17 protein-coding genes and 1 riboswitch are annotated in these 24,863 nt (G+C 74.0%); of the genes, 7 read left to right on the top strand and 10 right to left on the bottom strand.

Translation table 11 applies throughout. The annotated features are described in order from the left end of the window. Positions 1-100: 100 nt before the first annotated feature. The gene (gene cobN / locus ACZ4M8_RS27525; protein WP_467611963.1) at positions 101-3,727 is read right to left on the bottom strand and encodes a cobaltochelatase subunit CobN; all 3,627 of its coding nucleotides are present in this window, start codon (positions 3,725-3,727) and stop codon (positions 101-103) included. Between the two features lie 37 nt (positions 3,728-3,764). Then, a riboswitch (cobalamin riboswitch) is annotated at positions 3,765-3,887 on the bottom strand. Between the two features lie 703 nt (positions 3,888-4,590). Between cobN and cobG the strand changes: the two genes are divergently transcribed. From cobG to ACZ4M8_RS27505, 4 genes are all read left to right on the top strand, one after another. Further along, positions 4,591-6,024: a precorrin-3B synthase gene (gene cobG / locus ACZ4M8_RS27520; protein ID WP_467611960.1), complete on the top strand. Its 1,434-nt coding sequence runs from the start codon at positions 4,591-4,593 to the stop codon at positions 6,022-6,024. Between the two features lie 131 nt (positions 6,025-6,155). Beyond that, positions 6,156-6,782, top strand: a complete 627-nt coding sequence (locus tag ACZ4M8_RS27515; protein ID WP_467611957.1) for a precorrin-8X methylmutase — start codon at positions 6,156-6,158, stop codon at positions 6,780-6,782. Then, positions 6,779-8,521, top strand: a complete 1,743-nt coding sequence (locus tag ACZ4M8_RS27510) for a precorrin-2 C(20)-methyltransferase (protein WP_467611955.1) — start codon at positions 6,779-6,781, stop codon at positions 8,519-8,521. Before ACZ4M8_RS27515 ends, ACZ4M8_RS27510 begins: the two co-directional genes overlap by 4 nt. A 1,066-nt stretch (positions 8,522-9,587) precedes the next feature. Continuing rightward, positions 9,588-10,667 (top strand): hypothetical protein, encoded by a 1,080-nt coding sequence (locus ACZ4M8_RS27505; RefSeq protein ID WP_467611951.1) that lies wholly within the window; start codon positions 9,588-9,590, stop codon positions 10,665-10,667. A 14-nt stretch (positions 10,668-10,681) separates the two neighbouring features. Here the strand turns inward: ACZ4M8_RS27505 and ACZ4M8_RS27500 are convergent, their stop codons facing one another. From ACZ4M8_RS27500 to ACZ4M8_RS27485, 4 genes are all read right to left on the bottom strand, one after another. Further along, entirely contained in the window at positions 10,682-11,452 is a 771-nt protein-coding gene (locus ACZ4M8_RS27500) for a cobalt-precorrin-6A reductase (RefSeq protein ID WP_467611948.1), read from the bottom strand. A gap of 114 nt (positions 11,453-11,566) precedes the next feature. After that, a complete protein-coding gene (locus tag ACZ4M8_RS27495; RefSeq protein WP_467611945.1) occupies positions 11,567-12,139 on the bottom strand; it encodes a hypothetical protein in 573 nt (190 codons plus the stop codon). Between the two features lie 16 nt (positions 12,140-12,155). After that, positions 12,156-13,817, bottom strand: a complete 1,662-nt coding sequence (locus ACZ4M8_RS27490) for an alpha/beta hydrolase (protein WP_467611942.1) — start codon at positions 13,815-13,817, stop codon at positions 12,156-12,158. A 6-nt stretch (positions 13,818-13,823) separates the two neighbouring features. Beyond that, positions 13,824-14,180 (bottom strand): type VII secretion target, encoded by a 357-nt coding sequence (locus ACZ4M8_RS27485; protein ID WP_467611939.1) that lies wholly within the window; start codon positions 14,178-14,180, stop codon positions 13,824-13,826. Positions 14,181-14,496: 316 nt separating this feature from the next. Here ACZ4M8_RS27485 and ACZ4M8_RS27480 point away from each other — a divergent pair, with 316 nt between their 5' ends. Beyond that, on the top strand, positions 14,497-15,777 hold the full coding sequence (locus ACZ4M8_RS27480) for a cobalt-precorrin-5B (C(1))-methyltransferase (RefSeq protein WP_467611936.1): 1,281 nt from the start codon (positions 14,497-14,499) through the stop codon (positions 15,775-15,777). 228 nt (positions 15,778-16,005) lie between these two features. On the opposite strand, the gene ACZ4M8_RS27475 is transcribed toward ACZ4M8_RS27480, so the two are convergent. The 5 genes from ACZ4M8_RS27475 to cbiE form a co-directional block, all read right to left on the bottom strand. Further along, positions 16,006-16,233, bottom strand: coding sequence for a hypothetical protein (locus tag ACZ4M8_RS27475; RefSeq protein WP_467611933.1), 228 nt, complete (start codon positions 16,231-16,233; stop codon positions 16,006-16,008). Positions 16,234-16,268: 35 nt separating this feature from the next. Continuing rightward, positions 16,269-16,580, bottom strand: a complete 312-nt coding sequence (locus ACZ4M8_RS27470; RefSeq protein ID WP_467611930.1) for a hypothetical protein — start codon at positions 16,578-16,580, stop codon at positions 16,269-16,271. Positions 16,581-16,634: 54 nt separating this feature from the next. Continuing rightward, entirely contained in the window at positions 16,635-18,497 is a 1,863-nt protein-coding gene (locus ACZ4M8_RS27465; RefSeq protein ID WP_467611927.1) for a serine hydrolase, read from the bottom strand. Positions 18,498-18,676: 179 nt separating this feature from the next. Continuing rightward, positions 18,677-19,453 carry a precorrin-4 C(11)-methyltransferase gene (gene cobM / locus ACZ4M8_RS27460; RefSeq protein WP_467611924.1) on the bottom strand — a complete coding sequence of 259 codons (777 nt, stop codon included), beginning with the start codon at positions 19,451-19,453 and terminating at the stop codon, positions 18,677-18,679. Next, positions 19,450-20,895, bottom strand: a complete 1,446-nt coding sequence (gene cbiE, locus ACZ4M8_RS27455; protein ID WP_467611922.1) for a precorrin-6y C5,15-methyltransferase (decarboxylating) subunit CbiE — start codon at positions 20,893-20,895, stop codon at positions 19,450-19,452. Before cbiE ends, cobM begins: the two co-directional genes overlap by 4 nt. Positions 20,896-21,257: 362 nt before the next feature. On the opposite strand from cbiE, the gene tsaD reads away from it, so the two are divergent. Then, positions 21,258-22,337 (top strand): tRNA (adenosine(37)-N6)-threonylcarbamoyltransferase complex transferase subunit TsaD, encoded by a 1,080-nt coding sequence (gene tsaD, locus ACZ4M8_RS27450; RefSeq protein WP_467611918.1) that lies wholly within the window; start codon positions 21,258-21,260, stop codon positions 22,335-22,337. A gap of 866 nt (positions 22,338-23,203) precedes the next feature. Then, complete coding sequence (locus tag ACZ4M8_RS27445; protein ID WP_467611915.1) at positions 23,204-24,841, top strand: sensor histidine kinase; 1,638 nt, start codon at positions 23,204-23,206, stop codon at positions 24,839-24,841. Positions 24,842-24,863 lie beyond the last annotated feature (22 nt).

The raw sequence follows: 24,863 nt of genomic DNA, 5'->3' as shown, positions 1-24,863 counted from the left end.
CCCTTCACGAAACGGCGGCGGCCCGCCCCACCCCTCACAGGCGGAACGGGCCGCAACGGCACCCGCGCACGGCGTCAGGAAACCCCGCCGCCGTGCGAGGTCACTCCTCCCCCTCCAGCTCCCCCTCCGTCTCCAAGAACGCCTCGCGGAGTGCGGCGAGGGTTTCCGCGTCCGGCTTTTCCCACATGCCGCGGGACTCCGCCTCCAGGAGGCGTTCGGCGATGCCGTGGAGGGCCCAGGGGTTGGCCTGCTGGAGGAAGGCGCGGTTGTCGGGGTCGAGGACGTAGGTCTGGGCGAGCTTGTCGTACATCCAGTCGGCGACGACGCCGGTGGTCGCGTCGTAGCCGAAGAGGTAGTCGACGGTGGCGGCGAGTTCGAAGGCGCCCTTGTAGCCGTGGCGGCGCATCGCCTCGATCCAGCGCGGGTTGACGACGCGGGCGCGGAAGACGCGGGAGGTCTCCTCGACGAGGGAGCGGGTGCGGACCGTCTCCGGGCGGGTGGAGTCGCCGATGTACGCCTCGGGGGCGGTGCCCTTCAGCGCCTTGACGGTGGCGACCATGCCGCCGTGGTACTGGAAGTAGTCGTCGGAGTCGGCGATGTCGTGTTCGCGGGTGTCGGTGTTCTTCGCGGCGACGGCGATGCGCTTGTACGCGGTCTCCATCTCGTCGCGGGCCGGGCGGCCCTCCAGACCGCGGCCGTACGCGTAGCCGCCCCAGACGGTGTAGACCTCGGCGAGGTCGGCGTCGGTGCGCCAGTCGCGGGAGTCGATGAGCTGGAGCAGGCCCGCGCCGTAGGTGCCGGGGCGGGAGCCGAAGATGCGGGTGGTGGCGCGGCGTTCGTCGCCGTGGGCGGCGAGGTCGGCCTGGGCGTGGGCGCGGATGAAGTTGTCGGCTGCGGGCTCGTCCAGTCCGGCGGCGAGCCGTACCGCGTCGTCGAGCACGCCGATGACGTGCGGGAACGCGTCGCGGAAGAAGCCGGAGATGCGGAGGGTGACGTCGATGCGGGGGCGGCCCAGCTCGGCCAGGGGGATCGGCTCCAGGCCGGTGACGCGGCGGGAGGCGTCGTCCCAGACGGGGCGGACGCCGAGCAGCGCGAGGGCCTCGGCGACGTCGTCGCCGGCGGTGCGCATGGCGCTGGTGCCCCAGAGGGAGAGGCCGACGGAGGTGGGCCACTCGCCGTTGTCGGTGCGGTAGCGCTCCAGGAGGGAGTCGGCGAGCGCCTGACCGGTCTCCCACGCGAGGCGGGAGGGGACGGCCTTGGGGTCGACGGAGTAGAAGTTGCGGCCGGTCGGCAGGACGTTGACGAGGCCGCGCAGCGGGGAGCCGGACGGGCCCGCCGGGACGAAACCGCCGCTGAGGGCGTGGACGGCGTGGTCGATCTCGGCGGTGGTGCCGGCCAGGCGGGGGACGACCTCGCGGGCGGCGAAGTCGAGGATCGCGGCGACCTGTTCCGGCTGTCCGGCGGCGACCGCGGCGACGGCGGAGGGCGCCCAGTCGGCGTCCTCCATCGCCTGGACCAGCTCCCGGGCGCGGTCCTCGGCCTCGTCGGCGGTGGTGCGGGTCGCGGCGGACTCGTCCAGGCCCAGCGCCTCGCGCAGACCGGGCAGCGCGGACGTACCGCCCCAGATCTGGCGGGCGCGGAGGATCGCGAGGACGAGGTTGACGCGTGCCTCGCCCGTCGGGGCGGCGCCCAGGACGTGCAGGCCGTCGCGGATCTGGGCGTCCTTGACCTCACAGAGCCAGCCGTCGACGTGGAGGAGGAAGTCGTCGAAGCCGTCGTCGTCGGGGCGGGCCTCCAGACCGAGGTCGTGGTCGAGCCGGGCCGCCTGGATGAGCGTCCAGATCTGCGCGCGGATGGCCGGGAGCTTCGCCGGGTCCATGGCGCTGATCTGCGCGTACTCGTCGAGGAGCTGTTCGAGCCGGGCGATGTCGCCGTACGACTCGGCGCGCGCCATCGGCGGGACGAGGTGGTCGACGAGGGTGGCGTGGACGCGGCGCTTGGCCTGGGTGCCCTCGCCGGGGTCGTTGACGAGGAACGGGTAGACGAGGGGGAGGTCGCCGAGGGCGGCGTCGGGGCCACAGGCGGCGGACAGGCCCGCGTTCTTGCCGGGCAGCCACTCCAGGTTGCCGTGCTTGCCGAGGTGGACCATGGCGTCGGCGCCGAAACCGCCGTCGTCGGCACAGGCGGCGATCCAGCGGTAGGCGGCCAGGTAGTGGTGGGACGGCGGCAGATCGGGGTCGTGGTAGATCGCGATCGGGTTCTCGCCGAAGCCGCGCGGCGGCTGGATGAGGATCAGCAGATTGCCGCGGCGCAGGGCGGCGAGGACGATGTCGCCCTCCGGGTCGCGGCCCGGCTCGTCCACGTGGCTGCGATCGAGGAACATCTCGCCGGGCGGCGGGCCCCAGTGCCGCTCGACGGCGTCGCGCAGCTCCTGCGGGAGGGTGGCGTACCAGCGCTTGTAGTCGGCGGCGGGGATGCGGACCGGGTTCTTGGCGAGCTGTTCCTCCGTCAGCCACTCCTGGTCGTGGCCGCCCGCCTCGATGAGGGCGTAGATCAGCTCGTCGCCGTCACCGGACTCCAGACCGGGTACGGCCTCGTCGCCGAAGTCGTAGCCCTCCTCGCGCAGGCGGCGCAGGAGGGCGACGGCGGAGGCGGGAGTGTCGAGGCCGACGGCGTTGCCGATGCGGGAGTGCTTGGTGGGGTACGCGGAGAGGACCAGCGCCAGCTTCTTGTCCTGGGCCGGGATGTGGCGCAGGCGGGCATGGCGGACGGCGATACCGGCGACACGGGCGGCGCGCTCGGGGTCGGCGGCGTACGTCGGCAGACCGTCCTCGTCGATCTCCTTGAAGGAGAACGGGACGGTGATCAGGCGGCCGTCGAACTCGGGGACGGCGATCTGGGTGGCGGCGTCCAGCGGGGAGAGACCCTCGTCGTTCTCCTCCCAGGCGGCGCGGTTCCCGGTCAGGCAGAGCGCCTGGAGGATCGGCACGTCGAGGGCGGCGAGCGCGCCCGCGTCCCAGGATTCGTCGTCGCCGCCGGCGGATGCCTCGGCGGGCTTGGTGCCGCCCGCCGCGAGGACGGTGGTGATGATCGCGTCGGCGGGGCGCAGCGCCTCGATCAGCTCCGGTTCGGGCGCGCGCAGCGAGGCGACGAAGAGCGGCAGCGGACGGCCGCCGGCCTCCTCGATCTTGGTGCAGAGCGCGTCGACGAAGCCGGTGTTGCCGCTCATGTGGTGGGCGCGGTAGTAGAGCACCGGGATGAGCGGGCCGTCGATGTCCGTACGGGCCGCGGGCCGGGCCAGCTCGCCCCAGGACGGCGCGGGCTGCGGCGGTTCGAAGCCGTGGCCGGTCAGCAGGACGGTGTCGGAGAGGAAGCGGGCGAGGCGGCCGAGGTTCTCCGGCCCGCCGTGCGCGAGGTAGGCGTGCGCCTCGGCGGCGATGCCGACGGGGACGGTGGACGCCTCCATCAGCTGGGCGTCCGGGGCCTGTTCGCCGGTGAGGACGACGACGGGGCGGTGCTGGTCCTCGGCGAGAAGGAGGTTCAGGCCCTCCTCCCAGGCGCGGATGCCGCCGAGGAGACGGACCACGACGAGGTCGGCGCCGTCGAGCAGCGCGGGCAGTTCGGCGAGGTCGAGCCGGGCCGGGTTGGCGAGCCGGAACGGCACGGGGCCGCCGGCGGCGCGGGCGCTGAGGAGATCGGTGTCGGAGGTCGACAGCAGCAGAAGCATGCGAGCGCAGAGCCTTCCTCGGGGTATCCGCGCCCCGGGTGGTTCGTTGGACGGCGGGAGTTCCTGACTCACCCGGCGGCTGCCGGGCTCACAGTGGCGGGACCGCGCCGGACTCTCACCGGGCTTCCTCCCCTGAGAGCCGCCCCCTGACGGGAAAGCCCTCGTCGCCGTCGCCGGCGTCGGCGGGCCGGCTGACCCACCGCAGTGAATGGTAAGGGCTGCCCCGCCGCCACGGGAGCGGGCCTTCGGCTCGATGTACGAGGTCAGGCGGGCACCTTGGGGGAACGCCGCGTGGGGACGCCCGGGGGGCGTGCCGGGCGGGGCGGCTGCCCGGGGCCCCTTACGGGATGCCCTACGGGCGGGGCAGGGCGGCCGTACGGGCGGAGGGCTCGCGGCCGTACGGGGTGCGGATGTTCCTCGCCCGTACGGGGCACGCGGCGGCCGTGGGGCGTGGGTTCGGGCTCCGGTGGGGCGCGGGCGGGGCCGTACGAGGTGCGGGGCGTGGGGCCTGTGGTGGCCTTGCGGGCCGCGGGCCGCGGGCCCTCGGGGCAGCTCGGCCTTGGCGGGGATCGGCCTTACGGGGTGCGTGTCCGGGCTGGAGCGCCGGGGTGCCTGCACGTGAGCGGATCCGGAGGCGTGGCGTGGTGCGCGCGGACCGTACGGGCCGGGGCCGTACCCGTAGGGGCGAGGGCGGTGGCCTGCCCGGATGGGGCCGGGTCCCGTACGGGATCGGGGCCCGGCCCCGTACAGGTATCCCGTTCAGGGCCCGGTCCGGCCCGTACGGGTCTCGGAGGGCCGGGCCGGTGGCCGGGGCGGGCCCGGGGCGCCGTCGGGGTCCGGGGGGCGTCGGTATGCTCGCGGCCATGCCGCCCTCCCCCTCGAACCGGCCCTCCGGGGTCCAGCCGCCGCTGCGTGAGCGCGGTGACGCCTGCCCGGGAGCGCTGCGACTGCACACGGCGGCGGACGGCGCGCTGGCCCGCGTACGGGTGCCCGCCGGAGAGTTGACGGTGCGTCAGGCGACGGCGTTGGCGGACGCGGCGGAGCGCCTCGGGGACGGCGCGCTCTCCCTCACCTCGCGCGGCAACGTGGAGCTGCGCGGCCTCGGCGACGGCTGCGGCGGCGATCTGGCCGCGCTGCTGGCCGACGCCGGTCTGCTGCCCTCCGTACGCCATGAACGCGTCCGCAACATCGTCGCCTCACCGCTCGCCGGACTCGACGGCCGCACCCCCGCCGACGTGCGGCGCTGGGCCCGTGAGCTGGACGGATTGCTCTGCGCGCAGGAGTGGACGGCGCGGCTTTCGGGCCGGTTCCTCTTCGTCCTGGACGACGGCCGGGGCGATGTGACGGGCCTCGGCGGAGATGTGACCTTGGTCGCAGAAGACGCGGCGGACGCCGAGGGCGTCGAGGGCGCGGCGGGCGCGGCCGGCCCGGGGCGCGCTCCCGGGGGCGCCCCCTCCGCCCTCCTCTTCCTCGGCGCCCCCGAGGGCTCCGGCGGCACCGATGGTGCCACGGCGGCGCTGCGGGTCGCGGGCGCCGACGCCGCCCGTGCCGCGCTGGCCGCCGCCCGGGTCTTCCTCGACGCCGCGGACGCGAGCGGCAGCGGGGCCTGGCGGTTCCGGGATCTGCCGGGGGGCGCGGCGCCGGACGCGCGCGCCGTCGGCGAGCGGCTGCGCGCCGCCGGGATCCCCGCCGTGCACGTACCGCCCGGCGCCGTACCGGACCGGCCGGAAGGCGGTGCGCCGCCACCCGGACTCGTCGAGGGGCCCGACGGACGCCGCACGCTGAGCGTCCTGGCGCCGCTGGGGCGGCTGACCGGCGCGCAGTGGCGCCTGCTGACCCGTATCGCCGCCGAGGGGGAGGACACGCTCCGGCTGACCCCGTGGCGCGGCGTCCTCGTCCCCGGGGTCGCCAGGACGGTGGCCGCCGCTCGGTTGCGGGAGTGCGCGGACGCGCGACTGGTCACCGCCCCGGACTCGCCCTGGTACCGGCTCGGCGCCTGTACCGGACGCCCCGGGTGCGCCAAGTCCCTCACCGACGTACGGGCCGACGCGAGCGCCGTGGCGGCGGCCCTGGGGCGGGCCACCGCGCTGCCGGTGCAGTGGTCCGGCTGCGCCCGCCGCTGCGGCCATCCGCACGGCGCCTGGATCGACGTCCTGGCGACCGGTGGCGGCTACGACGTCACCGTGGTCCGGCCGGGGGCGCCACCGGAGCCGCTCGCGGCGGACGCCACCGTGCGGCAGGTGGCGGGAGCCGTCGCGCCCGGGGTGCCCCCGGCGGCCCCGGGCACCGCACCGTGACCGCCACCGGGCCACGCCCCGGGCCCCGCGCCCGTTAGCGCGTACCCCGTCCCGACGCAGCACCCGGACCGGACACCCCGATCCGGCACCCGTTTCCCACCCCACCACCGACCCACCACACCGAGGGCACCGTGTTCGACTACGAGAAGGACGGGGCGGCGATCTACCGCCAGTCCTTTGCCACCATCCGCGCCGAGGCGGACCTCGCGGGGCTGCCCGCCGACGTCAGCCGGGTCGCGGTCCGCATGATCCACGCCTGCGGCATGGTCGACCTCGTCCGCGACCTCGCCTACTCACCCGGCGTGGTGGCGAGCGCGCGCGCCGCGCTGCGCGCCGGTGCGCCGATCCTGTGCGACGCGAACATGGTCGCCAGCGGCGTCACCCGTAAGCGGCTGCCCGCGGACAACGAGGTGGTGTGCACCCTCGCCGACCCGTCGGTGCCCGCGCTCGCCGCCGAACTGGGCACCACCCGCAGCGCCGCCGCGCTGGAGCTGTGGCGGGACAAGCTGGACGGCGCCGTCGTCGCCGTCGGCAACGCCCCGACCGCCCTCTTCCGCCTCCTGGAGATGATCGAGGAGGGCGCGCCGCGGCCCGCCGCCGTGCTCGGCATACCCGTCGGGTTCATCGGTGCCGCCGAGTCCAAGGAGGCGCTGGCCGCCCACCCGTCGGGCCTGGAGCACCTGGTGGTACGCGGGCGGCGCGGTGGCAGCGCCATGGCCGCGGCGGCCGTCAACGCCCTGGCGAGCGAGGAGGAATGAGCGTGCCCGAGCAGCAGTCGGCCGCCCGCACCCCGGGCCGCCTCTACGGTGTGGGGCTCGGCCCCGGAGACCCGTCCCTGATGACCGTGAGGGCCGTGCGGGTCATCGCCGAGGCCGATGTGGTGGCGTACCACAGTGCCCGCCACGGCCGGTCCATCGCGCGCGCCATCGCCGCCGAGCATCTGCGCGCCGACCACATCGAGGAGGCGCTGGTCTACCCGGTGACCACCGAGTCGACCGACCACCCCGGCGGCTACCGGGGCGCGCTCGACGACTTCTACGAGGAGGCCGCGGCCCGGCTCGCCGCGCACCTCGACGCGGGCCGCACCGTCGCCGTGATCTCCGAGGGCGACCCGCTCTTCTACGGCTCCTACCAGCACATGCACAAACGCCTCGCGCACCGCTACCCGACCGAGGTCATCCCCGGCGTGACCTCGATCAACGCGGCCGCCGCCCGGCTGGGCAGGCCGTTGGTGGAGGCCGACGAGGTGCTGACGGTGCTGCCCGGCACCCTTCCCGAGGAGGAGCTGACGGCCCGGCTGGCCGCCACCGACTCCGCCGTCGTCATGAAGCTGGGCCGCACCTTCCCCGCCGTCCGCCGCGCCATGGAACGCTCCGGCCGCCTCCCGGAGGCCCGCTACGTCGAACGCGCCACGATGACGGGCGAGCGGACCGGGGCCTTGTCGGACGTCGACCCCGGTTCCGTGCCGTACTTCGCGGTGGCGGTGGTCCCGAGCCGGGTGGCGGAACAGCCCCCCGGAGGCGGCTCCGGGAGCGCCCCGGAGGACACGTCGGGGGCGCGCGACGGGGCTCCGTACACCCCCGAGAGCGGGCCCGGGGGCTTCCCCGAGAGCGGGCCCGGGGCGCACGACAATGCTGCGCACACCCCCGAGAGCGTGCCTGGGGGCGCCCCGGAGGACGCGTCAGGGGCGGCCGGAGGGACGGCGCACGCCCCCGACGGGGCGGCCGGTGCCGCGGCCGGGGCCGTCTCCGGTGAGGTGGTCGTCGTCGGCACCGGGCCGTCCGGGCCGCTGTGGCTGACGCCGGAGTCGCGGGGCGCGCTGGCCGCCGCCGACGACCTCGTCGGCTACACCACCTACCTGGACCGGGTGCCGCTCCGCCCCGGTCAGCTGCGGCACGGCTCGGACAACAAGGTCGAGTCCGAACGCGCCGAACTCGCCCTCGATCTGGCCCGCCGCGGCCGCCGGGTGGCGGTCGTCTCCGGCGGCGACCCGGGCGTCTTCGCGATGGCCACCGCCGTCCTGGAGGTCGCCGCCGAGGAGCGCTACCGGACGGTGCCCGTACGGGTGCTGCCCGGTGTCACCGCCGCCAACGCCGCGGCGGCCAAGGCGGGCGCGCCGCTCGGCCACGACTACGCGGTCCTCTCCCTCTCCGACCGCCTCAAGCCCTGGGAGGTGATCGCCGGACGGCTGCGCGCCGCGGCCGCCGCCGACCTCGTCCTGGCGCTCTACAACCCGGGCTCCCGCAGCCGCACCTGGCAGGTCGGCAAGGCCCGTGACCTGCTGCTGGAGCACCGTTCGCCGGACACCCCGGTCGTCCTGGGCCGCGATGTCGGCGGCCCGGAGGAGTCCGTCCGTACCGTGCGGCTGGCCGACCTCGACCCCGCCGAGGTCGACATGCGCACGATCTTGCTGATCGGCTCGTCGCAGACGCGGTCCGTACGGCGCGGCGACGGCACCGGGTCCGTGTGGACGCCGCGCCGGTACCCGGAGGGGTGAGCACGGCCCGTATCCGGGAGGATTCAGGGTCGGACGAGGGGTGAACACCGGTCGGCACGGGGGACGTTACGGACGAACGGCATCGCGGCCGGCGCACGGAGCCCGCCCGGACATCCGTACGGGCCCGCTCCCCGGGGGCGGGCCCCGGAGCCGCCCCGGGTCCTGCCGGGCGCTGCCCGCGAGGCCGGTCCGCCAAATTGACCGAACTGTCGGCTGATGTCCATGGACGGGTGGCACATTGTTGCTGTGCGCGTCCCGCCCCGGGGGCGGCGGCCCTCCGCCTCCGCCCCCGGGGAACCGCGCATCCACCCTGGGCAACGGCGGGGTGTGCCCTTGCCATCACGGCGCAGAACAGATGAAGTCGGAGAACCATGACCAGGTCTCACTCATGAGCCGTCGCACACGGCGACGCCGCACCCCGGCCGCACCCTGCCCGTCCTGCGGCGGCACCGACCTCCTCTGGGAGGACGAGGGCGTCTACGGCGGCGGCGAACTGCTGTGGTGGTGCGCCGACTGCCTCCACCAGTGGCACGCGAGCGACTACCCCGCCCCGGGCGCGGGTGCGCCGATGCCGCACGCCCCTACGCCCGGGGGCGGCCCCGCCACGCCGCCGCCCGGACAACCGCCGGGCGCCGGCCCGTCGTTGCCCGGCACGTACGGGGAGGCCCCGGGTCCGGGAGCCGCCGTGCCCGGCGCGTACGGAGAAGCGCTCGGCCCGGGACCTGGGGCGACGGTCCCCGGGCAGCCCCCGGGCACGCCCGGATCACCGAACCCTTACGGGGCGGCCGCGCCCCCGAACCCGTACGGCGGCGATGTGGCGGGGGGCCCGAACCCGTACGGGGGCGAGGCGCACGCCCCGAACCCGTACGCGAGCGGGGCGTCGGCACCGGGGCGGGCATCGGCCCCCGGTGCGGGTGCCGGTGCGGCACCGGGGCAGGTGGCGGCCCCGGGCGGGGCGCCGCTTCCGGGCCCGGACGCGGTATCGGAGCAGGGGGCGGGCGACGGGCCCGTGCAGGGCGCCGGGGCGGAGGCCGCAGCGGCGCACGCCGTTCCGCCGGCGGGCCCCGTGCGGGAGTTGCCCGGGGAGGACCCGGACGCCGCGGACGGCCCGGTGCGCCCCGAGCCCGCCGTGTCCCGGGAGCAGGAGCCCCGGGCAGCCCCGCGCCCCGCGGCAGACCCGTATCTCGCCCCGCCGGACCCGTCCGCGCGCCTCGCCCCGGCCGATCCGCCGGCGCCGGCCCCCGCACTGCCGGAACAGCCGCGTCCCACCCCGCCAACGGCCGAGCCCGCCGAGGAGACCGCTCGGCCCGCCGGGGCGGAGCATCCCACCGAGGAGGGCCACTCCGCCGAGAACGGCTTCCCCGCCGGGGAAGCCCCCCTCGCCGAGGAGGACCACCTCGCCGGGGAGGGCCATCCCACCCGGACCGACCGGCCCACGGATACGGGCCGGCCCGTGGACTCCGCCACGCCCGTGGATACCGAGCAGCCCATGGACACCGACCGGCCCGTCGGGACCGTCCGATCCGGCGGCACCGACCGGCCCGTTGACGCCGGTCGGCCCGCCGGCCCCGGCCCTCTCCTCCCGGAAACCGTCCGGGCGGCCCTCCCCGCGCCCGCCAGGCCCCTCCCCGGGCTCGGCGCGCCGCTGCCCGTCCCGGCCGTGAACGGCAGCACCTCGCTGCCGCTGCCGCCGCTCGCACCCGTCGCGGAGGACGGCGGCGGGGCGCACCCGGCCGCCGACCCGCAGGTCAACGGTGCACCGGCGGACGGCCTCGCGCCGCCGCAGGCCGGGCCCGTCGCCGCCGTTCCGTCGCCCGCGTCCGCGCCGCCGCACCTCGATACGCCGACCGGGCCGCCCCCGGGCGCCGAGGCGTCCGCCGGGCCGCGGCCACCGGCCGGCCCGCACCCCGCCGCGCCACCGTCGGGACAGCCCCCGGCCGGCCAACCGGCGACCGTCGCCGAACGCACCATGCACGCCGCCGGGTTCCTCCCCCTCGTGCCCTGCCCCGGCGCGTACGAGCCCTGGCCGTGCCGCTGCGCGCAGTGCGGCCGGGAGGCCACCCCCACGTACCGTCAGGTCCGCGACGAGGCGTTCACCTGCGCCTGCCGCGGTACGCGACGGCGCCGCCCGTCCCGTAGGCGCTGACGGCGGGCGGGCCGTCAGCCCAGCCGCTCCCGCAGCCACGCCACCGCTTCCGCGGGCCCCGGCACCGTCGCCACCCCGGCGGGCGCCGGAGGCCGGGTCACCAGCACGACAGGCACCCCGGCCTCCCGCGCGGCGGTCAGCTTGGGGGCGGTGGCGGCGGCCCCGCTGTCCTTGGTGACGAGGACATCGATACGGTGCGCCGCCAACAGGGCCCGTTCCCCCTCAAGGGTGAACGGGCCGCGGTCGAGCAGCGTCTCCATACGGGGCGGCCGGGGCCCCTCGGGCGCGTCCACGGACCGTACGAGGAACCAGAGACCGTCGAGGTGCGCGAAACGGGCGAGGCCCATGCGGCCGGTGGTGAGGAACACCCGCCGCCCGAGCGCGGGCAGTACGGCCGCCGCCTCGTCGAGCGACGCCACCCGATGCCATACGTCGCCGGGCCCCGGCTCCCAGCCCGGACGCCGCAACGCCAGCAACGGCACCCCGGAGGCAGCGGCGGCCCGCGCCGCGTTCGCGCTCATCACCTCGGCGAACGGGTGCGTGGCGTCCACCAGCGCGTCGACGCCGTGCTCCCGCATCCACCGCACCAGCCCCTCGGCCCCGCCGAACCCTCCGACCCGCACCTCCCCCACCGGCAACCGCGGCGCCGCCACCCGCCCCGCCAACGACGACGTCACCCGCACCCGGCCCCCCGCGACCAGCGCCGCGGCCAGCTCACGGGCTTCGGCGGTGCCGCCGAGGATGAGGATGTGGCACAGGCCCGGAGCGGCGGGGTGAGCGGTCATCAGGCCGGGGTCCTTCGGGGGGCTTGAGGTGTCTCAACGGAGAAAAGTGCCTTGGAAGGGTACGGGAGGGGCGGTGCGTACCGGGCGGGGGCCGGGGCGTGGGCCTTTGTGCGGCTACTTCGACCAGTAGGGGTCGCGGAGGTCGGGGCGGTGATCCGGGCTGCCGTTGGGGGCGGTGGGGAAGGTGTCGCCCTCACTGCCCTTGATTTCCGCACCGCGGCTCGGGGATATCGCGCCAACGCTGGCTCCGATGGATATGTTTCCGTAGTCACCTATCGAGAAGTTCACCACAGAGCCATCTGAAGACCTCCCGGAGAACGATGAATCACCGAGATGAAACTTCTTGACCTTGAACCCCGATGATGTCAAATGCGAAGAAACCTGATTCACCAGTTCACCGAGCTTCGCCTCAGAAACCTTGGTTCGCAGATAAGCGGACCTTCCAACTCTCGATTCACCATCCTCTTCATTAGTGAACGAGTTCCGCTTGTACGCCACCTCAGCATCCCCATTGCGCCACTTCATCCGCGGATGGATAGCAGCGAGCGTAGCATCCAAAATTTTGTCAGCACGCCGGAGAGCCACATCAGCCTGAATTTCCGGCTCCGACTCTCCCCCGCGCAGAGCCGAGCAGCCTCCCAGAGCACCGGAAACCACCACCACAGCGGCAATCGTGAGCAGGGCCATCCTCAGACGCATCTCCTCACCTCCTCTCCTGCAAGGAGACCCGCTCCGGGTGACCGGAAACAATTCTCCCCATATTCTTCAGCGATTCGGGGTCTCCCTCGCCCTCACTATCGAAATAGTTGGAATGCGAGTGTATCGGCTCGCCATCCGCAACACCGAAGCGAATGGCGCCAAACTCTTGACTTGCAGGATCACGCCCGAACCACAATTGATGCGGATCCAATATGCTGCCTATCCCTATCCCGATAGTCCCTCCCAGAGATTCTTTCTTGGCAGGCATGTGGGTGACCATGTCGCTCTCCGCCGCCCCCACCCAGACGTGCCCCCTCCCCACACCGAGGTCTTCCGCCCTCTCCGCCCCCGTGCCAGGGCTTCCCACAAGAATGATGTCGTCGGCGGCGATACCCCCCGGGCGTTGCGCTCCCTGCCCCACGGTGAAGGAGCCATAGCTGTGGCCGATCGCCGTGACGTGCGGCTTTTCTCCTTGATGGGTTGCCTGAACTCCGTCAAGAAAGGTGCCGAAATCTGCTCCACCCGCCTTGCCTGGGCCTTCGTCTGCAACTTCGACGCTCTGCGGGGCGTCGTACCCGAGCCAGACGATCGAAGCGGTTTTCTCGCCCGCATCCGCGTCGGTCGATGACTTCCAGACCTGCTGTGCCCGGTCTCCGTCGTCACCACCCACGCTCTCAAGCGTGGTGCTGAAACCGGGCACATACGCAGCCACATTGTCGGCCGTATCAGGGTTTCCGTACGACAGAATGGCCCGGCCATTGCCCTCTTCCCCGATGCCCAGGAGGAGCGGCTCAGGGGTCTTCCCGTCATCCCGGTCGAGACGGTCCCTGATGGCGCGGAATCCCTTCTGCTGTTCCGCTTCCCTTTCCGACATGGGCGAACCAGGCGGGTGCGCGTCGATCAGCCGGTCGAGGTTGACGCGGTTCGCTTCGTCACGGGTTTCGGCGGGTATGCCGTCGAGGTTTCCGATCGACTCGGGATTCAGCGCCAGTTGCTCGTCCCGTTCCTCTTGGCTCAGGCCGTTCCACCAGTCGTGGACCTTTTTGGGGTCCGTGCCCCGGTGCGGAGCGGTTTCCAGGCCGACCGCCGTGCCGGCGATCTGGGAGATGTCGGAGGCGTCCCGCCGGGATTCCCGGCTGTCAACCTTCAGACCACGGTCGGCATGGAGGCGCGCGATGGCGATGGAGTACCGGCCGTCGATCTCCTCGACGGTGCGCCGGACACCGAAGATGTGTTCTTCGAGGTCACGCCTTTCGATCTCCGCGTCCGGGGTGCCCCCGTCCGGGTCTCCCGTCGGAATGGAGCCCTCGTCCTTGTAGACCACTTCCCCGCTGGGCAACACCTTGAGCCCCTTCGCGGCCGCGTCATCGAGCAGTTTGCGGAGCCGCTTCTGCTGCTCCTTCATCTCGGTGACGAAACCGTCGATGGTGGCTTCGATGAGCGTGCATTCCTGGGAGCCGAACTGGAAATTCTGCCCGAGACGGCCCAGACGTACCTGTGCCGCGTCAGCCGCCTCACCGGACCAATCGCCCTTCAACGGGCGCCGCATATAGGTTTCCACCCGGTCCTGGTAGCCACCGAAGCGATGGGCCGACCTCGCCCATTCCTCCTTCGCCTCTTCCAGGGCGGAGAAGCGGAGGTCCTGGATTTCCTGCAGTGTGGGCATCAGGCATCATCCGAACGGGCTGGTGTCACGGGACTGTGCCGCGGGGCGGACCATGACCTGGCTCTCGGAGCGCCGGGTGAACGACCTTGCGGTGTTGTCGTCGTTCTGCTGGTAGTTGTCCGCGGACTTCCGGAGGGACTGGGCGATGTCACCGCATTCCTTCCGGATGTAGCCGAGCCTGGCCTGCCAGGAGTGGTGGGTGCGCAGGAGCTGCTGGGCGAAGGAGAATCCCGCGGTCTGTCCTGGAACGCTCCGGTGATGAGCGTCGAGTGCGCTGATGGCGGAGCCCGTCCCTGACTGCATTTCCTCGCTCTGGCCCGCTGCGGTGCGCAATGTCTGTGGCTGTACTTCGGTATCCGGCACGATGCCCCCCGATTCCCCGATTCCCCGATTCCCCGTTCACGTTTTCCGTCCGTCCCGTACGCGGGAGAGACAGCCGTTCACCCTAAGTGATGTGTGCAGACGGCACCTTTATGCGGCGTGATCCGGTCGATGGCAGGCCGAAAGGGGGCGGCGGATCCGTCCGGTGCCGGGCATTCCGGGCGGTGGCGGAGCGGTCGTTCCGTAGGGCCGTGGGTGACCCGGTCCGTGTGCCGTGGGGTGGGGCAGGAGAACATGGGCGGGCGGCTCGCGGGGCCGCGTACCGGTGGATCGGGTGGTGAGAGGGCAGGTGGCGGCGATGAGCGCGTCCGGGGCGAGCGCGCCGGGGCCGCAGGGGGCGGCGGGCCCGCAGGATGCCCGAGGGACGCGGACGCCCCAGGAGGCGCAGGCCACGCAGGGGCCCGCGGAGCCGGCGGGGACCCGGGAGGCGCAGGTTCCCGCCGGTGGCCGCGGTGCTCAGCTCGCGCACACCGGGTTGCGGTCGGGGTGGACCACCGGGGCGTGCGCGACGGCGGCGGGGGCGGCGGCGTACGCGGCGTTGTTGAGCGGGGAGTTCCCGGATCCGGTGCGGATCGCGCTGCCCAAGGGGCACACACCCTCGTTCGCGCTGGCGAAGGAGGAGTTGGCGCCGGACCGGTCGTGGGCGATGGCGGCGGTCGTGAAGGACGCGGGGGACGATCCCGATGTGACGCACGGGGCGCTGATCCGGGTGACGGTGCGGGAACTGCCCGCCGGATCCGGGGTGGTGTTCCGGGCCGGGCCCGGGGTGGGCACCGTGACGCGCCCGGGGCTGCCGCTGGAGGTCGGCGAACCGGCGATCAACCCCGTACCGCGGCAGCTGATCTCCGGGCATCTCGCGGAGGTGGCGGCCCGGTACGGCGGGCGCGGGGACGTCGAGGTCGAGGTGTCCGTCGATCACGGTGAGGAGATCGCGCGCAGTACGTGGAACCCGCGGCTGGGCATCCTCGGCGGGCTGTCGATCCTGGGGACGACCGGCGTCGTCGTGCCGTACTCCTGCTCGGCGTGGATCGATTCGATCCGGCGCGGGGTGGACGTGGCGCGCGCGGCGGGGCGGCGCCACGTGGCGGGCTGTACGGGGTCCACGTCCGAGAAGGTCGCGGTGGCGCTGCACGGGCTGCCCGAGGACGCGCTGCTGGACATGGGGGACTTCGCGGGCGCGGTGCTGAAGTACGTACGGCGGCACCCGGTGGAGCGGCTGACGATCTGCGGCGGGTTCGCGAAGCTGTCGAAGCTGGCGGCCGGGCACCTCGATCTGCATTCGGCGCGGTCGCAGGTGGACAAGGGATTCCTCGCGGAGCTGGCCGTCCGCGGCGGCGCGGACGAGACGCTGGCCGCGGCCGTCGCGGACGCCAACACGGGCCTCGGCGCGCTCCAGTTGTGCGCCGCCGCCGGTGTGCCCCTGGGCGATCTGGTGGCCGCCACCGCGCGGGACGAGGCGCTTGCGGTGCTGCGGGGCGCGCCCGTCACGGTCGATGTGGTCTGTATCGACCGGGCGGGGCTGGTGGTGGGGCGGTCAAAGCCCCGGGGGCCGGGGCGTACGAGGGAGCCGAAGGCGTAGGGGCACGCCGGGAAGCGGGATACGCAGAAGGCACGCGCGGCCGCTCGGGCAAGGGTGTCACGGTCCTCCGCCGGTGTGCGGCCGGTGGACAGCGTTCCGGGGCCCGGCCGGCGAACGGCGCTCCGGGCGGGGCGGTTCATCCGGCCCCGCCCGGTGCCGGATGCCGACCGGATGCCGACCGGAAGCCGAGCCCCCGGTGCCGGCCTGGAGCCGTACGTCCGTGCGGCCTCACCTGGCCGTGAAACGCTCTCCTCCGGGGCCGGTTTCCACTCTGTACGCTGCGGCCAATTCGGAAAATGCCCGCTTCTCGAATCCTTCGGGGACGGTCAGCTCCACCACTTTTTCCCAAGTGCTCCCGTCGGCCCGGGGCTCAATCGTCACACGCTCACCGTCTTCGACGATTTCGGACAGCGCCAGAATGTGCCCGTCCTTGTCGTACGCTGCGTACACACGCATGCGCTCACTCCTCTCAGCCGGATCGCGCCGCTCGGTCAGGTCACGGTGATCATGATGAGCGCGAAATCGTTGTTGTGCTCCGCGCGGAGGTTCATGGCGTACCTCTGTGGTATGCCCGAGGGGTTGTCCCATTCCCAGACGGCGGCTTCTTCCTGGATGTACAGAGTGGAGACCCGGTCGCTGAAGGGGTTCTGGTTGACACTCATCCGAACCCAGAACGACCCGCTCTGCGCGTTGGGCCAAGCCCAGCTCCACCAGCCCTGCTGGCCGTCCGCCATGAAGAGCCGGCCACTGAATATCCGGTACACGTCCGACGCCGCGAGCTGCGCCGATTTTTGATCTGACATGTCTCGCCCCTTTCATTGTTCGCCTGTTGCTTTCTCCTGTCGGCTTCGAGGCGGCTAGAACAGGTCGTTCGCAGGCCAGTCGGTGATGTGCCGGACCACCGTCCACATGATGTTGTCCAGGTCGGTACGCATCGCGTCCAGATGTGCGTCGTCCCGGGAATTGACCAGGACCGCCCAGCACTGCTGGCCGCTCGTGCGGACGAGGATCGAGGCGTTACCGGGGAGGTCGCCGTCGTGCCAGCGATTTCCCGCGGAATTGGTGATCCAGCCCTTGGCGTATCCGGTCGGGTCACCGGCGGGGGTGCGGGCGGTGGTCGGTGTGGACATCGTCGTGACGGAGCCGGACGACAGAATGTCCGGCTTGCCGGTGAAGCCGTCCACCCGGACGAGGAATCGCAGCAGCTCCGTCGGTGTGGCCAGCCAGCCACCGTGCGCGTCCATCCGCGAGACGCGGATGCCGTACGGGCTCACCGACCCCTGCTGCGTGTAGACCACCTCGTTGCTGCGCCGGTCGGCGAGGGTGTCGCCGGCGATGTGCATGTCGGTGATACCGCAGGGCGTCAGAACGAGTTGGCGTACCGCGTTCTCGTAAAGCAGCCCGGTGAGGGTCTCGATCACGCGTCCGAGCAGGCAGTATCCGAAGTTGAGGTATTCGAAGGTGGTGCCGGGGGTGTGGGTCAGCGGGGCGTTGAGGGCGCCCGTCGCGTCGCGGCCGAGCATCCAGTCGATCAGCTGACGCTGTGTGAGGCCGAGGTGGCCGAACATCGGGTCCTGCGAGCGCGCCCAGCCGCTCGTGTGTTCCAGGAGGTCCTGGATGCGGATCTGGGTGATGTTGGTCCCGTAGGGCTGGGTGCCGTAGGTGGTGCCGAGGATGCCGCCGGCGCCGAAGACCCGGTCGTTCATGGTGAGGCGGCCCTGTTCGATCAGCCGGAAGATCGCCACGGCGGTGATCGGCTTGGAGACACTGGCGATGCGGAACAGTTGGCCGGTGGTCACGGGGGCGTTGGTGGCCGGGTCGGCCACCCCGTACGACCGGGCGAAGATCAGCCGTTCGGAGTCGGTCAGTGCGAGGGAGGCTCCCGGCACGCGGTGCGTGGTCATGAACGTGGTCACGGTCTGCCGGATGAACGTCTCGTCGTCGTCGGAGAGATATGGCTTGTGCCAAATGCTGGCGAATGCGGTTGTGCCGCCCGCGGTATGACCGTTGATCTTCTGCAGCCGGTATCCGCGCGCCACGAGAGCGTCAAAAGCGGCTTGGTGGTCGGCGGAGGAAAGGCCGTGACGGGCCTGCCAGGTCACCGGAGGCCCTTTCACCCAGATCGCCGCATAGCGCGTGCCACCCGAGACCTCGTAGCCATTGACGCGCCACAGGGTGTATCCCTGGCCTGTCAGACGTGTGAATTCCGTCTGGAATTCGGCGGAGGTCAGGCCGTGGCGGGCGACCCATCCGGGAACGGGTGACTGGTCCCAGACCGCGGCGAACCGCACCTGCCCTGCGTCGAGGTAGCAGGAGAGGTCGACGGGACGGAATCCCCGGGCCGTGAACTGATCGATCGCCGTCTGGTACTGCTCCGTCGTCATACCGTGCCGGGCTTCGAAAGCCGGGCCCGGAATCTTCTGCCACAACGATGTGAAGCGCGGCTGACCGGCTCGGTCACAGCCGCTGACGGATACGGGCCGGAACCCCTGGACGGGAAGCGTCTGGAAAAGATTGTTGTGGTCCTGGCTGGTCAATCCGTGCCGGGCCACCCACGGCGGCCCCTGCGACTGCTCCCATACGGTGGCGTAATGATCCACCCCGCTGACGCTGTACCCATTGACGTCGAGAAGGCGATAGCCCTGGGCGACACGCGCATCGAATTCGGGCTGGTACTCACTGAGGGTCAGATTGTGTCGCGCCTGCCATGCCGGGTTCATGATGTCGCCTCACCCTTCAGCGCACCACGTCCCGGGTTCAGGGATGTCCGACCGCCCGGACGATCCCCGCTCCCTACAGGGAACGTCGCGTCGAGGGACGATGGCGCGTGGCGCACTCATCGCATCTCGCTTTCCAGCGTGTTCCCCGCCGGTGGGTGATCGCAACCGGCGGGGCCCCCTCAGTCCGCCCCCCAGGCGCCCCCGCGGCCGTCCGCCGGGCGTTCGCGGTCCGAGGAGTACAGGAAGCTGTCGCCGAACTGCTCCGCGGTCAGGGTGCGGCCGACGACGATGACGGCCGTCCGGACCACGCCCGCGGCCTTCACCTGGTCCGCGATGTCGGCGAGGGTGCCGCGCAGGACGAGTTCGTCGGGGCGGGAGGCGAGGGCCACGACGGCGGCGGGGCAGTCGGCGCCGTAGTGCGGCAGCAGTTCGGCGACGACCCGGTCCGCGTACCGGGCGGCGAGGTGCAGGACCAGGAGCGCGCCGCTGCGTCCCAGGGTGGCGAGGTCCTCGCCCTCGGGCATGGCGGTGGCGCGCTCGGCGATACGGGTGAGGATCACGGTCTGGCCGACCGTCGGCACCGTCAGCTCCCGCTTGAGGGCGGCGGCCGCGGCGGCGAACGCCGGGACGCCGGGCACCACCTCGTACGGCACGCCCGCCGCGTCGAGGCGGCGCATCTGCTCGGCGACGGCGCTGAAGAGGGACGGGTCACCGGAGTGCAGCCGGGCCACGTCGTGGCCCTCCTCGTGGGCGCGGATCAGCTCCGCCGTGATCGTGTCCAGGTCGAGCCGGGCGGTGTCGATCAGCCGGGCGCCGGGCGGGCACTCCGCCAGCAGCTCCCGCGGCACCAGGCTGCCCGCGTACAGGCACACCCCGCAGGCGGCGAGCGTACGGGCGCCCCGCACGGTGATCAGGTCGGCGGCGCCGGGGCCCGCGCCGATGAAGTGGACGGTCATCGTTCCTCGTTCTCCGGGGAGGTGGGGGTGGCGTCACCGGGGGGAGTGGGGGCGGTCGCCCCGGTGTCTCCCAGGGCGACGGGGGCGGCTTCCCCGGGTACGGCGGACAGGTCCTCTTCGGGGGCGGCGGGCGCGTCCTCTCCGGGCGGCGTGCCCGCGTCGTCTCCCGGGTGCTCCGGTTTGACCGCCGCCCACTGGGTCACCGGCATTGCCTGACGCCAGCCGGTGAAGCCGCCCACGGGGGTGGCGTGGGCGACGGCGAGGCGTACCAGGTCGCCGCCGTGGCGCCGGTACCACCGCGTCAGGAGCGCCTCGGACTCCAAGGTCACGGTGTTGGCGACGAGGCGGCCGCCCGGGGGCAGCGCCGCCCAGCAGGCGTCGAGCAGTCCGGGGGCGGTGAGGCCGCCGCCGATGAAGACCGCGTCGGGGGCGGGGAGTCCGGCGAGCGCCCCGGGGGCGGCGCCCCGCACCACCCGTAGGGCCGGTACGCCGAGGGTGTCCGCGTTCCGGGTGATGCGGGCGGCGCGGGCGGCGTCCCGTTCGATGGTGACGGCCCGGCAGGCGGGGTGGGCGCGCAGCCACTCGATCGCGATGGAGCCGGAGCCGCCGCCGATGTCCCAGAGGAGTTCGCCGGGCTCCGGGGCGAGCGCGGCGAGCGTCGCGGCCCGTACGTGACGCTTGGTGAGCTGCCCGTCGTGGTCGTACGCGGCGTCGGGCAGTCCGGGGACGACCGGGAGGCGCAGCGCGCCCGGTTCACGGACGCACTCGACGGCGACAACGTTCAGCGGGTCGCCGGGCGGGCGCTCCCAGGTGGCGGCGGTGCCCTCGGTCCGCGCCTCGGCGGGGCCGCCCAGCTGCTCCAGGACACGCATCCGGGACGGGCCGAAGCCGCGTTCGCGCAGCGCCCCGGCGATCCGCGCGGGCGTGTCGGCACCGGACGACAGGACCAGCACCCGGCGCCCGTGGTGCAGCACCCGCGCCAGGTGCGCCACCGGGCGCCCCACCAGCGAGACGACGTCGGTTCCCGCCACCGGCCAGCCGAGCCGGGCGCAGGCGTACGCGACGGACGAGGGGTGCGGCAGGACCCGCAGCCGGGGGCGGGGCGCCCCGGGGGCGTCGGGGAGGGCGGCCAGCACCTCGGTGAGGGTGCGGCCGATGCCGTGGAACATCGGGTCGCCACTGGCCAGCACGGTCAGCCCGCGCCCGGCGTGGGCGGCGATCAGCCCCGGTACGGCGGGGCGCAGCGGCGACGGCCAGGTGACGCGTTCACCGGCGCACTCCGGGGGCAGCAGGGCGAGCTGGCGGGCGCCGCCGAGGAGCACCCCGGCGGTACGCAGCGCGTCGCGGGAGGCGGGGGCCAGCCCGTCCCAGCCGTCGGCGCCGATACCGACGACGGTGAGCACGGGCGGGGCGGGGAGCGGAGGGGATGCCTGGGAGGTCACTGCCGAGTACCTCGAACCTCGGGAGCCGCCGGGCGGCCGGTGGGGTGGGGAGCGGCCGGGGGGCCGGGGACGTTCCCGCACTCTACTGAGGGGGGCGGGGGCGCCCTCCGGGCGGGGACGGGTGCGGCCCCATGGGGGAGGAGGAGCGGGACGGGTGCGGCCCCGGGGGAGGGCGGGTCCGGAGCCCCCTGGGGCGGGCCGGGGGGAAGCGGGGTGAGAGCCAGGAGTGCGGCCCCTCCCGGATCGAGCCGGGGGCCGGCGGCCAAGCCGGGCGAAACCCCGGCCGGGACGACCCCAAGCCCTTGTTGCCTATCATTCGCAACAACAACTCACCCGCAGAATCTCCCCGAGGAGTCCGCCCCATGCCCCCTTCCGCCCCCGTGGTGCTGGGAATCGAGTCGTCCTGCGACGAGACGGGCGCGGGGCTGGTGCGCGACGGGCGGCTCCTCGGGCACGCGCTGGCGTCGAGCATGGACGAGCACGCGCGGTTCGGCGGCGTCGTCCCGGAGATCGCCGCCCGCGCCCATGTGCACGCGCTGCTGCCCGTCGTCCACCGCGCGCTGGACGACGCGGGGCTGCGGATGGCCGACATCGGGGCGGTCGCCGTGACCACCGGACCGGGGCTCTCCGGCGCACTCCAGGTCGGGCTGGCCGGGGCGAAGAGCCTCGCGTACGCGCTCGGGGTGCCGCTGCACGGGGTGCACCACCTGGCGGGGCACGTCGCGGCCGACACGCTGGAGCACGGGCCGCTGCCCGACCCGTGCGTCGTCCTCATCGTCTCCGGCGGCCACACCTCGCTCTTGCTCGTCCGCGATCTGGCGCGCGATCCGATCGTCCACCTCGGGGACACCGTGGACGACGCGGCGGGCGAATGCTTCGACAAGGTCGCGCGCCTCCTCGGGCTGCCGTACCCCGGCGGGCCCGCCATCGACCGGACGGCGCGCGCGGGGGATCCGCGCGCCGTCCCCTTCCCCCGGCCGCTGACCTCCGGCGACCCCCGCACCCGGTACGCGTTCTCCTTCTCCGGACTGAAGACCGCGGTGGCCCGCTGGGCGGAACGCGAGCGCGCGGCGGGCCGGGAACTGCCGCTCGCCGACGGCGCCGCCTCACTCCAGGAGGCGGTCGCCGACGTCCTGACCCGTAAGGCAGTGGCCGCCTGCACCGCGCACGGCGTCGGGACACTGGTGGTGGTCGGCGGGGTCGCCGCCAACTCCCGGGTGCGGGCGCTCGCCGAGGAACGGTGTGCGGCGGCCGGCCTCACCCTCCGGGTGCCGCCCCTGCGGCTCTGCACGGACAACGGCGCGATGATCGCCGCCGTCGGCGACCTCCTCGTACGGGCCGGAGCCGCCCCGGCACCGGCGGACATCTCCATCGACCCGTCGGCGCCCCTGGAGTACGCGGCGCTGCATCCGGTGGCCGGAGGCGGACGGCGCGCGGCATGAAGCGGACGGCGCGCGGCCTGAGGGAGCAGCGCACGACCTGCGGGAGCGGGAGGGAGGCGGGCGGGCCGGAAGGGGAGCGAGCCGGCAGAGCGTCAGGAGGTGCGGCGGTCGGCACACTGGACGCCATCGCCCGGCAGCGAGGCCGGCCGAGGCCGCCCCGGGGCAGCTGGGCGGGCGCCGGGGACCGCCTCCGGGCGGGGGCCCACCGAACCCACCTCCAGGGTGCGGCCCCCACTCCAGACCCTCCCCGCCTGACGCGGCTTCACCATCGGGCCGACCCTGGGGTATCCCCCACTTCACCCCTAGGGGCACCCGCACCCGCACCGGAGCCGGCGACAAGGCAGTCGGCCCAGCCCCCTCTCACCGCACCCGGGGCCGCCCCTGCCCCCGCTCCGACTGCCGCCCCCTTCCCCCACTCCGGCTCCCGCGCCGAGCCCCCACTCCAAACCCTCCCCGCCCCCGCGCTCCCCACCCCGCCCACGACCCCGACCCATCCCTGACTCGCCCCTGACCCCACCCCCGAGAACCCACCCGGCACCTTTCAGCCGCGCCCAGGTGTCCCCGTTAAGGGCACCGCCCTGACACCCCATCACCCCATATGTCCGGACTGTTCCGGGGTCTTCTCCTACCGTGCCCCGGGGCGCCCCGGGGCGGGCCAAGCCGCCGCCCCCGGGCGAGGGTTGCCGGATCCAACCGAGCGGATAAAGTGCAGAAGATCTTCCGCTTCCGCCCGCGCCGCGCACCGGCCCGCGCCCCACCGCGACCCGGAGCCGTGCGGTCGGCCGGACGGCCCGTCAGGAACGTGACCGCGTCCCTGCCCGGCCCCTCCCCGTACCGCCGCCGCAAGAGCTCCGAGGACCCGTCCGATGTCACCGCAGATACCCTCCCGCCGTCGGGCAGAGCCCTCGCCGCTCGGCGCCGCGCTGCTCACCCTGGTGGCCACGCTCCTGATCACCGGCGGACTGTGCCTGTGGGCCGTCCTCACCGCCCCGGACACCGTCGCCACCGCCCTGGCCTGGGGAGGCGGCGCCACGGCCGTCGTCCTCAGCGGGGCGGTCGCCACCGCCGTCTACGGGATGCGGCAGGCCCGCGCGCACCGCGCCCGCGTCGAAGCGGTCCGCGCCGAGGCCGAGCACCTCGCGGACGAGACGCTGCCCGCCGTCGTCGCGCAGCTGCGCACCGGCGCCTCCGCCGACACCGCGCTCAACCGGGTGCCGCTGCCCACCGCCCCCGCCCACCAACGCATCATCCGCAACCTGGCCGAGGAGGTCGGCCGCGGGGAGCGGATGCGCGCCGCCGCCATGGCCGCCTGCGCGAACGCCGCCGGACGCGTCCAGGCACTCGCCACGAGCATGCTCGCCGACCTGCGCGAGATGGAGCACCGGCACGGTGAGGACGTCCTCGGCGACCTGCTCCAGCTGGACCACTCCACGGCGCAGGCCGGCCGGCTCGCCGACTCCATCGCCGTCCTGACCGGCGCCCGTTCGGGCCGCCGCTGGAACAAACCGATCGCGATGGAGAGCGTGCTGCGCGGCGCCATGGGCCGGATCAGCGCCTACCGCCGCGTCCAGCTCCACAACAGCAGCACCCTCGCGGTCGCCGGGCACGCGGCCGAAGGCATCATGCACGCCCTCGCCGAGATCATGGACAACGCCACGTCCTTCTCGCCGCCGTCGTCCGCCGTCCACGTCTACGTCGAGGAGACCCAGGCGGGCGTCGTCGTCAGCGTCGAGGACAGCGGACTGGTCATGGGTGAGACCGCGCTGCGCCGCGCCGAGGCCGCGGTCTCCGCCGACTCCCTGGACCTGATGTCGCTGTCCGGTACCCGCCTCGGCCTCGCCGTCGTCGGCTGCCTGGCCCGCAAGCACGGCCTGAACGTGTCGTTCCGCCCGTCGGCGCGCGGCGGCACCAGCGTCGTGGTGCTCATCCCGCAGCAGCTGATCACCGAGGGCCGGCCGCTGGTGCGGGAGCCGGCGCGGCCCGTCGTCCCGGACACCGTGCCCGAATCGCTGACCCGCGCCGCCGGGCCGCGCCACGCGGCGCGCCGCACCCCCTCGGAGTCCGCGCCGCGCCACGCCTCGCACCGCGGCCCGGCCGAACCGGTCGCGCCCCTCGACCCGTTCCCGCCGGCCGAACTGCGCTCCGCCGCACCCCAGCCGCCCGCCGCGCCCGAGGCCCCCGCACCGCGCGACGCCGTCCCGCCGCAGCAGCCCCGCCGCCCTGCCGCGCCCCCGCAGGAGTTCGGCGAGAGCGGACTGCCCAAGCGGCGCCGGGGCCAGACGCTGGCCGCCTCGTCGCTGCCCGGCGCCGCACCGAAGCCCGCGCCGCGGCCCGCCGTCCCCCGCCCGGCCCGCTCCCACGAGGAGGCCGCCGAGCGGTTCCGCTCCTTCCGCCGGGCCGTCCGGCGCGACGGCGAGGCGGACCCCGGCCACCCCGCGCCCGGCGACGGCGGCGCGGCCCACGGCGGCCCCGGGGCCCCCGGCGGCGCCCCCGACCCTTCGTAACACCCCCACCCCCGCTCCCCCC

Source organism: Streptomyces sp. NPDC027185, from assembly GCF_055567035.1.
Note: the sequence above shows the minus strand (reverse complement) of the source record. Positions and strands in the feature narration are given on the sequence as shown.

What these genes read in the sequence shown, in the direction of transcription:
- cobN (WP_467611963.1), bottom strand. Translation starts at nt 3,727, where the DNA reads ATGCTTCTGCTGCTGTCGACCTCCGACACCGATCTCCTCAGCGCCCGC.
- cobG (WP_467611960.1), top strand. Translation starts at nt 4,591, where the DNA reads ATGCCGCCCTCCCCCTCGAACCGGCCCTCCGGGGTCCAGCCGCCGCTG.
- ACZ4M8_RS27510 (WP_467611955.1), top strand. Translation starts at nt 6,779, where the DNA reads ATGAGCGTGCCCGAGCAGCAGTCGGCCGCCCGCACCCCGGGCCGCCTC.
- ACZ4M8_RS27500 (WP_467611948.1), bottom strand. Translation starts at nt 11,452, where the DNA reads ATGACCGCTCACCCCGCCGCTCCGGGCCTGTGCCACATCCTCATCCTC.
- ACZ4M8_RS27495 (WP_467611945.1), bottom strand. Translation starts at nt 12,139, where the DNA reads ATGGCCCTGCTCACGATTGCCGCTGTGGTGGTGGTTTCCGGTGCTCTG.
- ACZ4M8_RS27490 (WP_467611942.1), bottom strand. Translation starts at nt 13,817, where the DNA reads ATGCCCACACTGCAGGAAATCCAGGACCTCCGCTTCTCCGCCCTGGAA.
- ACZ4M8_RS27480 (WP_467611936.1), top strand. Translation starts at nt 14,497, where the DNA reads ATGAGCGCGTCCGGGGCGAGCGCGCCGGGGCCGCAGGGGGCGGCGGGC.
- ACZ4M8_RS27475 (WP_467611933.1), bottom strand. Translation starts at nt 16,233, where the DNA reads ATGCGTGTGTACGCAGCGTACGACAAGGACGGGCACATTCTGGCGCTG.
- ACZ4M8_RS27470 (WP_467611930.1), bottom strand. Translation starts at nt 16,580, where the DNA reads ATGTCAGATCAAAAATCGGCGCAGCTCGCGGCGTCGGACGTGTACCGG.
- ACZ4M8_RS27465 (WP_467611927.1), bottom strand. Translation starts at nt 18,497, where the DNA reads ATGAACCCGGCATGGCAGGCGCGACACAATCTGACCCTCAGTGAGTAC.
- cobM (WP_467611924.1), bottom strand. Translation starts at nt 19,453, where the DNA reads ATGACCGTCCACTTCATCGGCGCGGGCCCCGGCGCCGCCGACCTGATC.
- tsaD (WP_467611918.1), top strand. Translation starts at nt 21,258, where the DNA reads ATGCCCCCTTCCGCCCCCGTGGTGCTGGGAATCGAGTCGTCCTGCGAC.
- ACZ4M8_RS27445 (WP_467611915.1), top strand. Translation starts at nt 23,204, where the DNA reads ATGTCACCGCAGATACCCTCCCGCCGTCGGGCAGAGCCCTCGCCGCTC.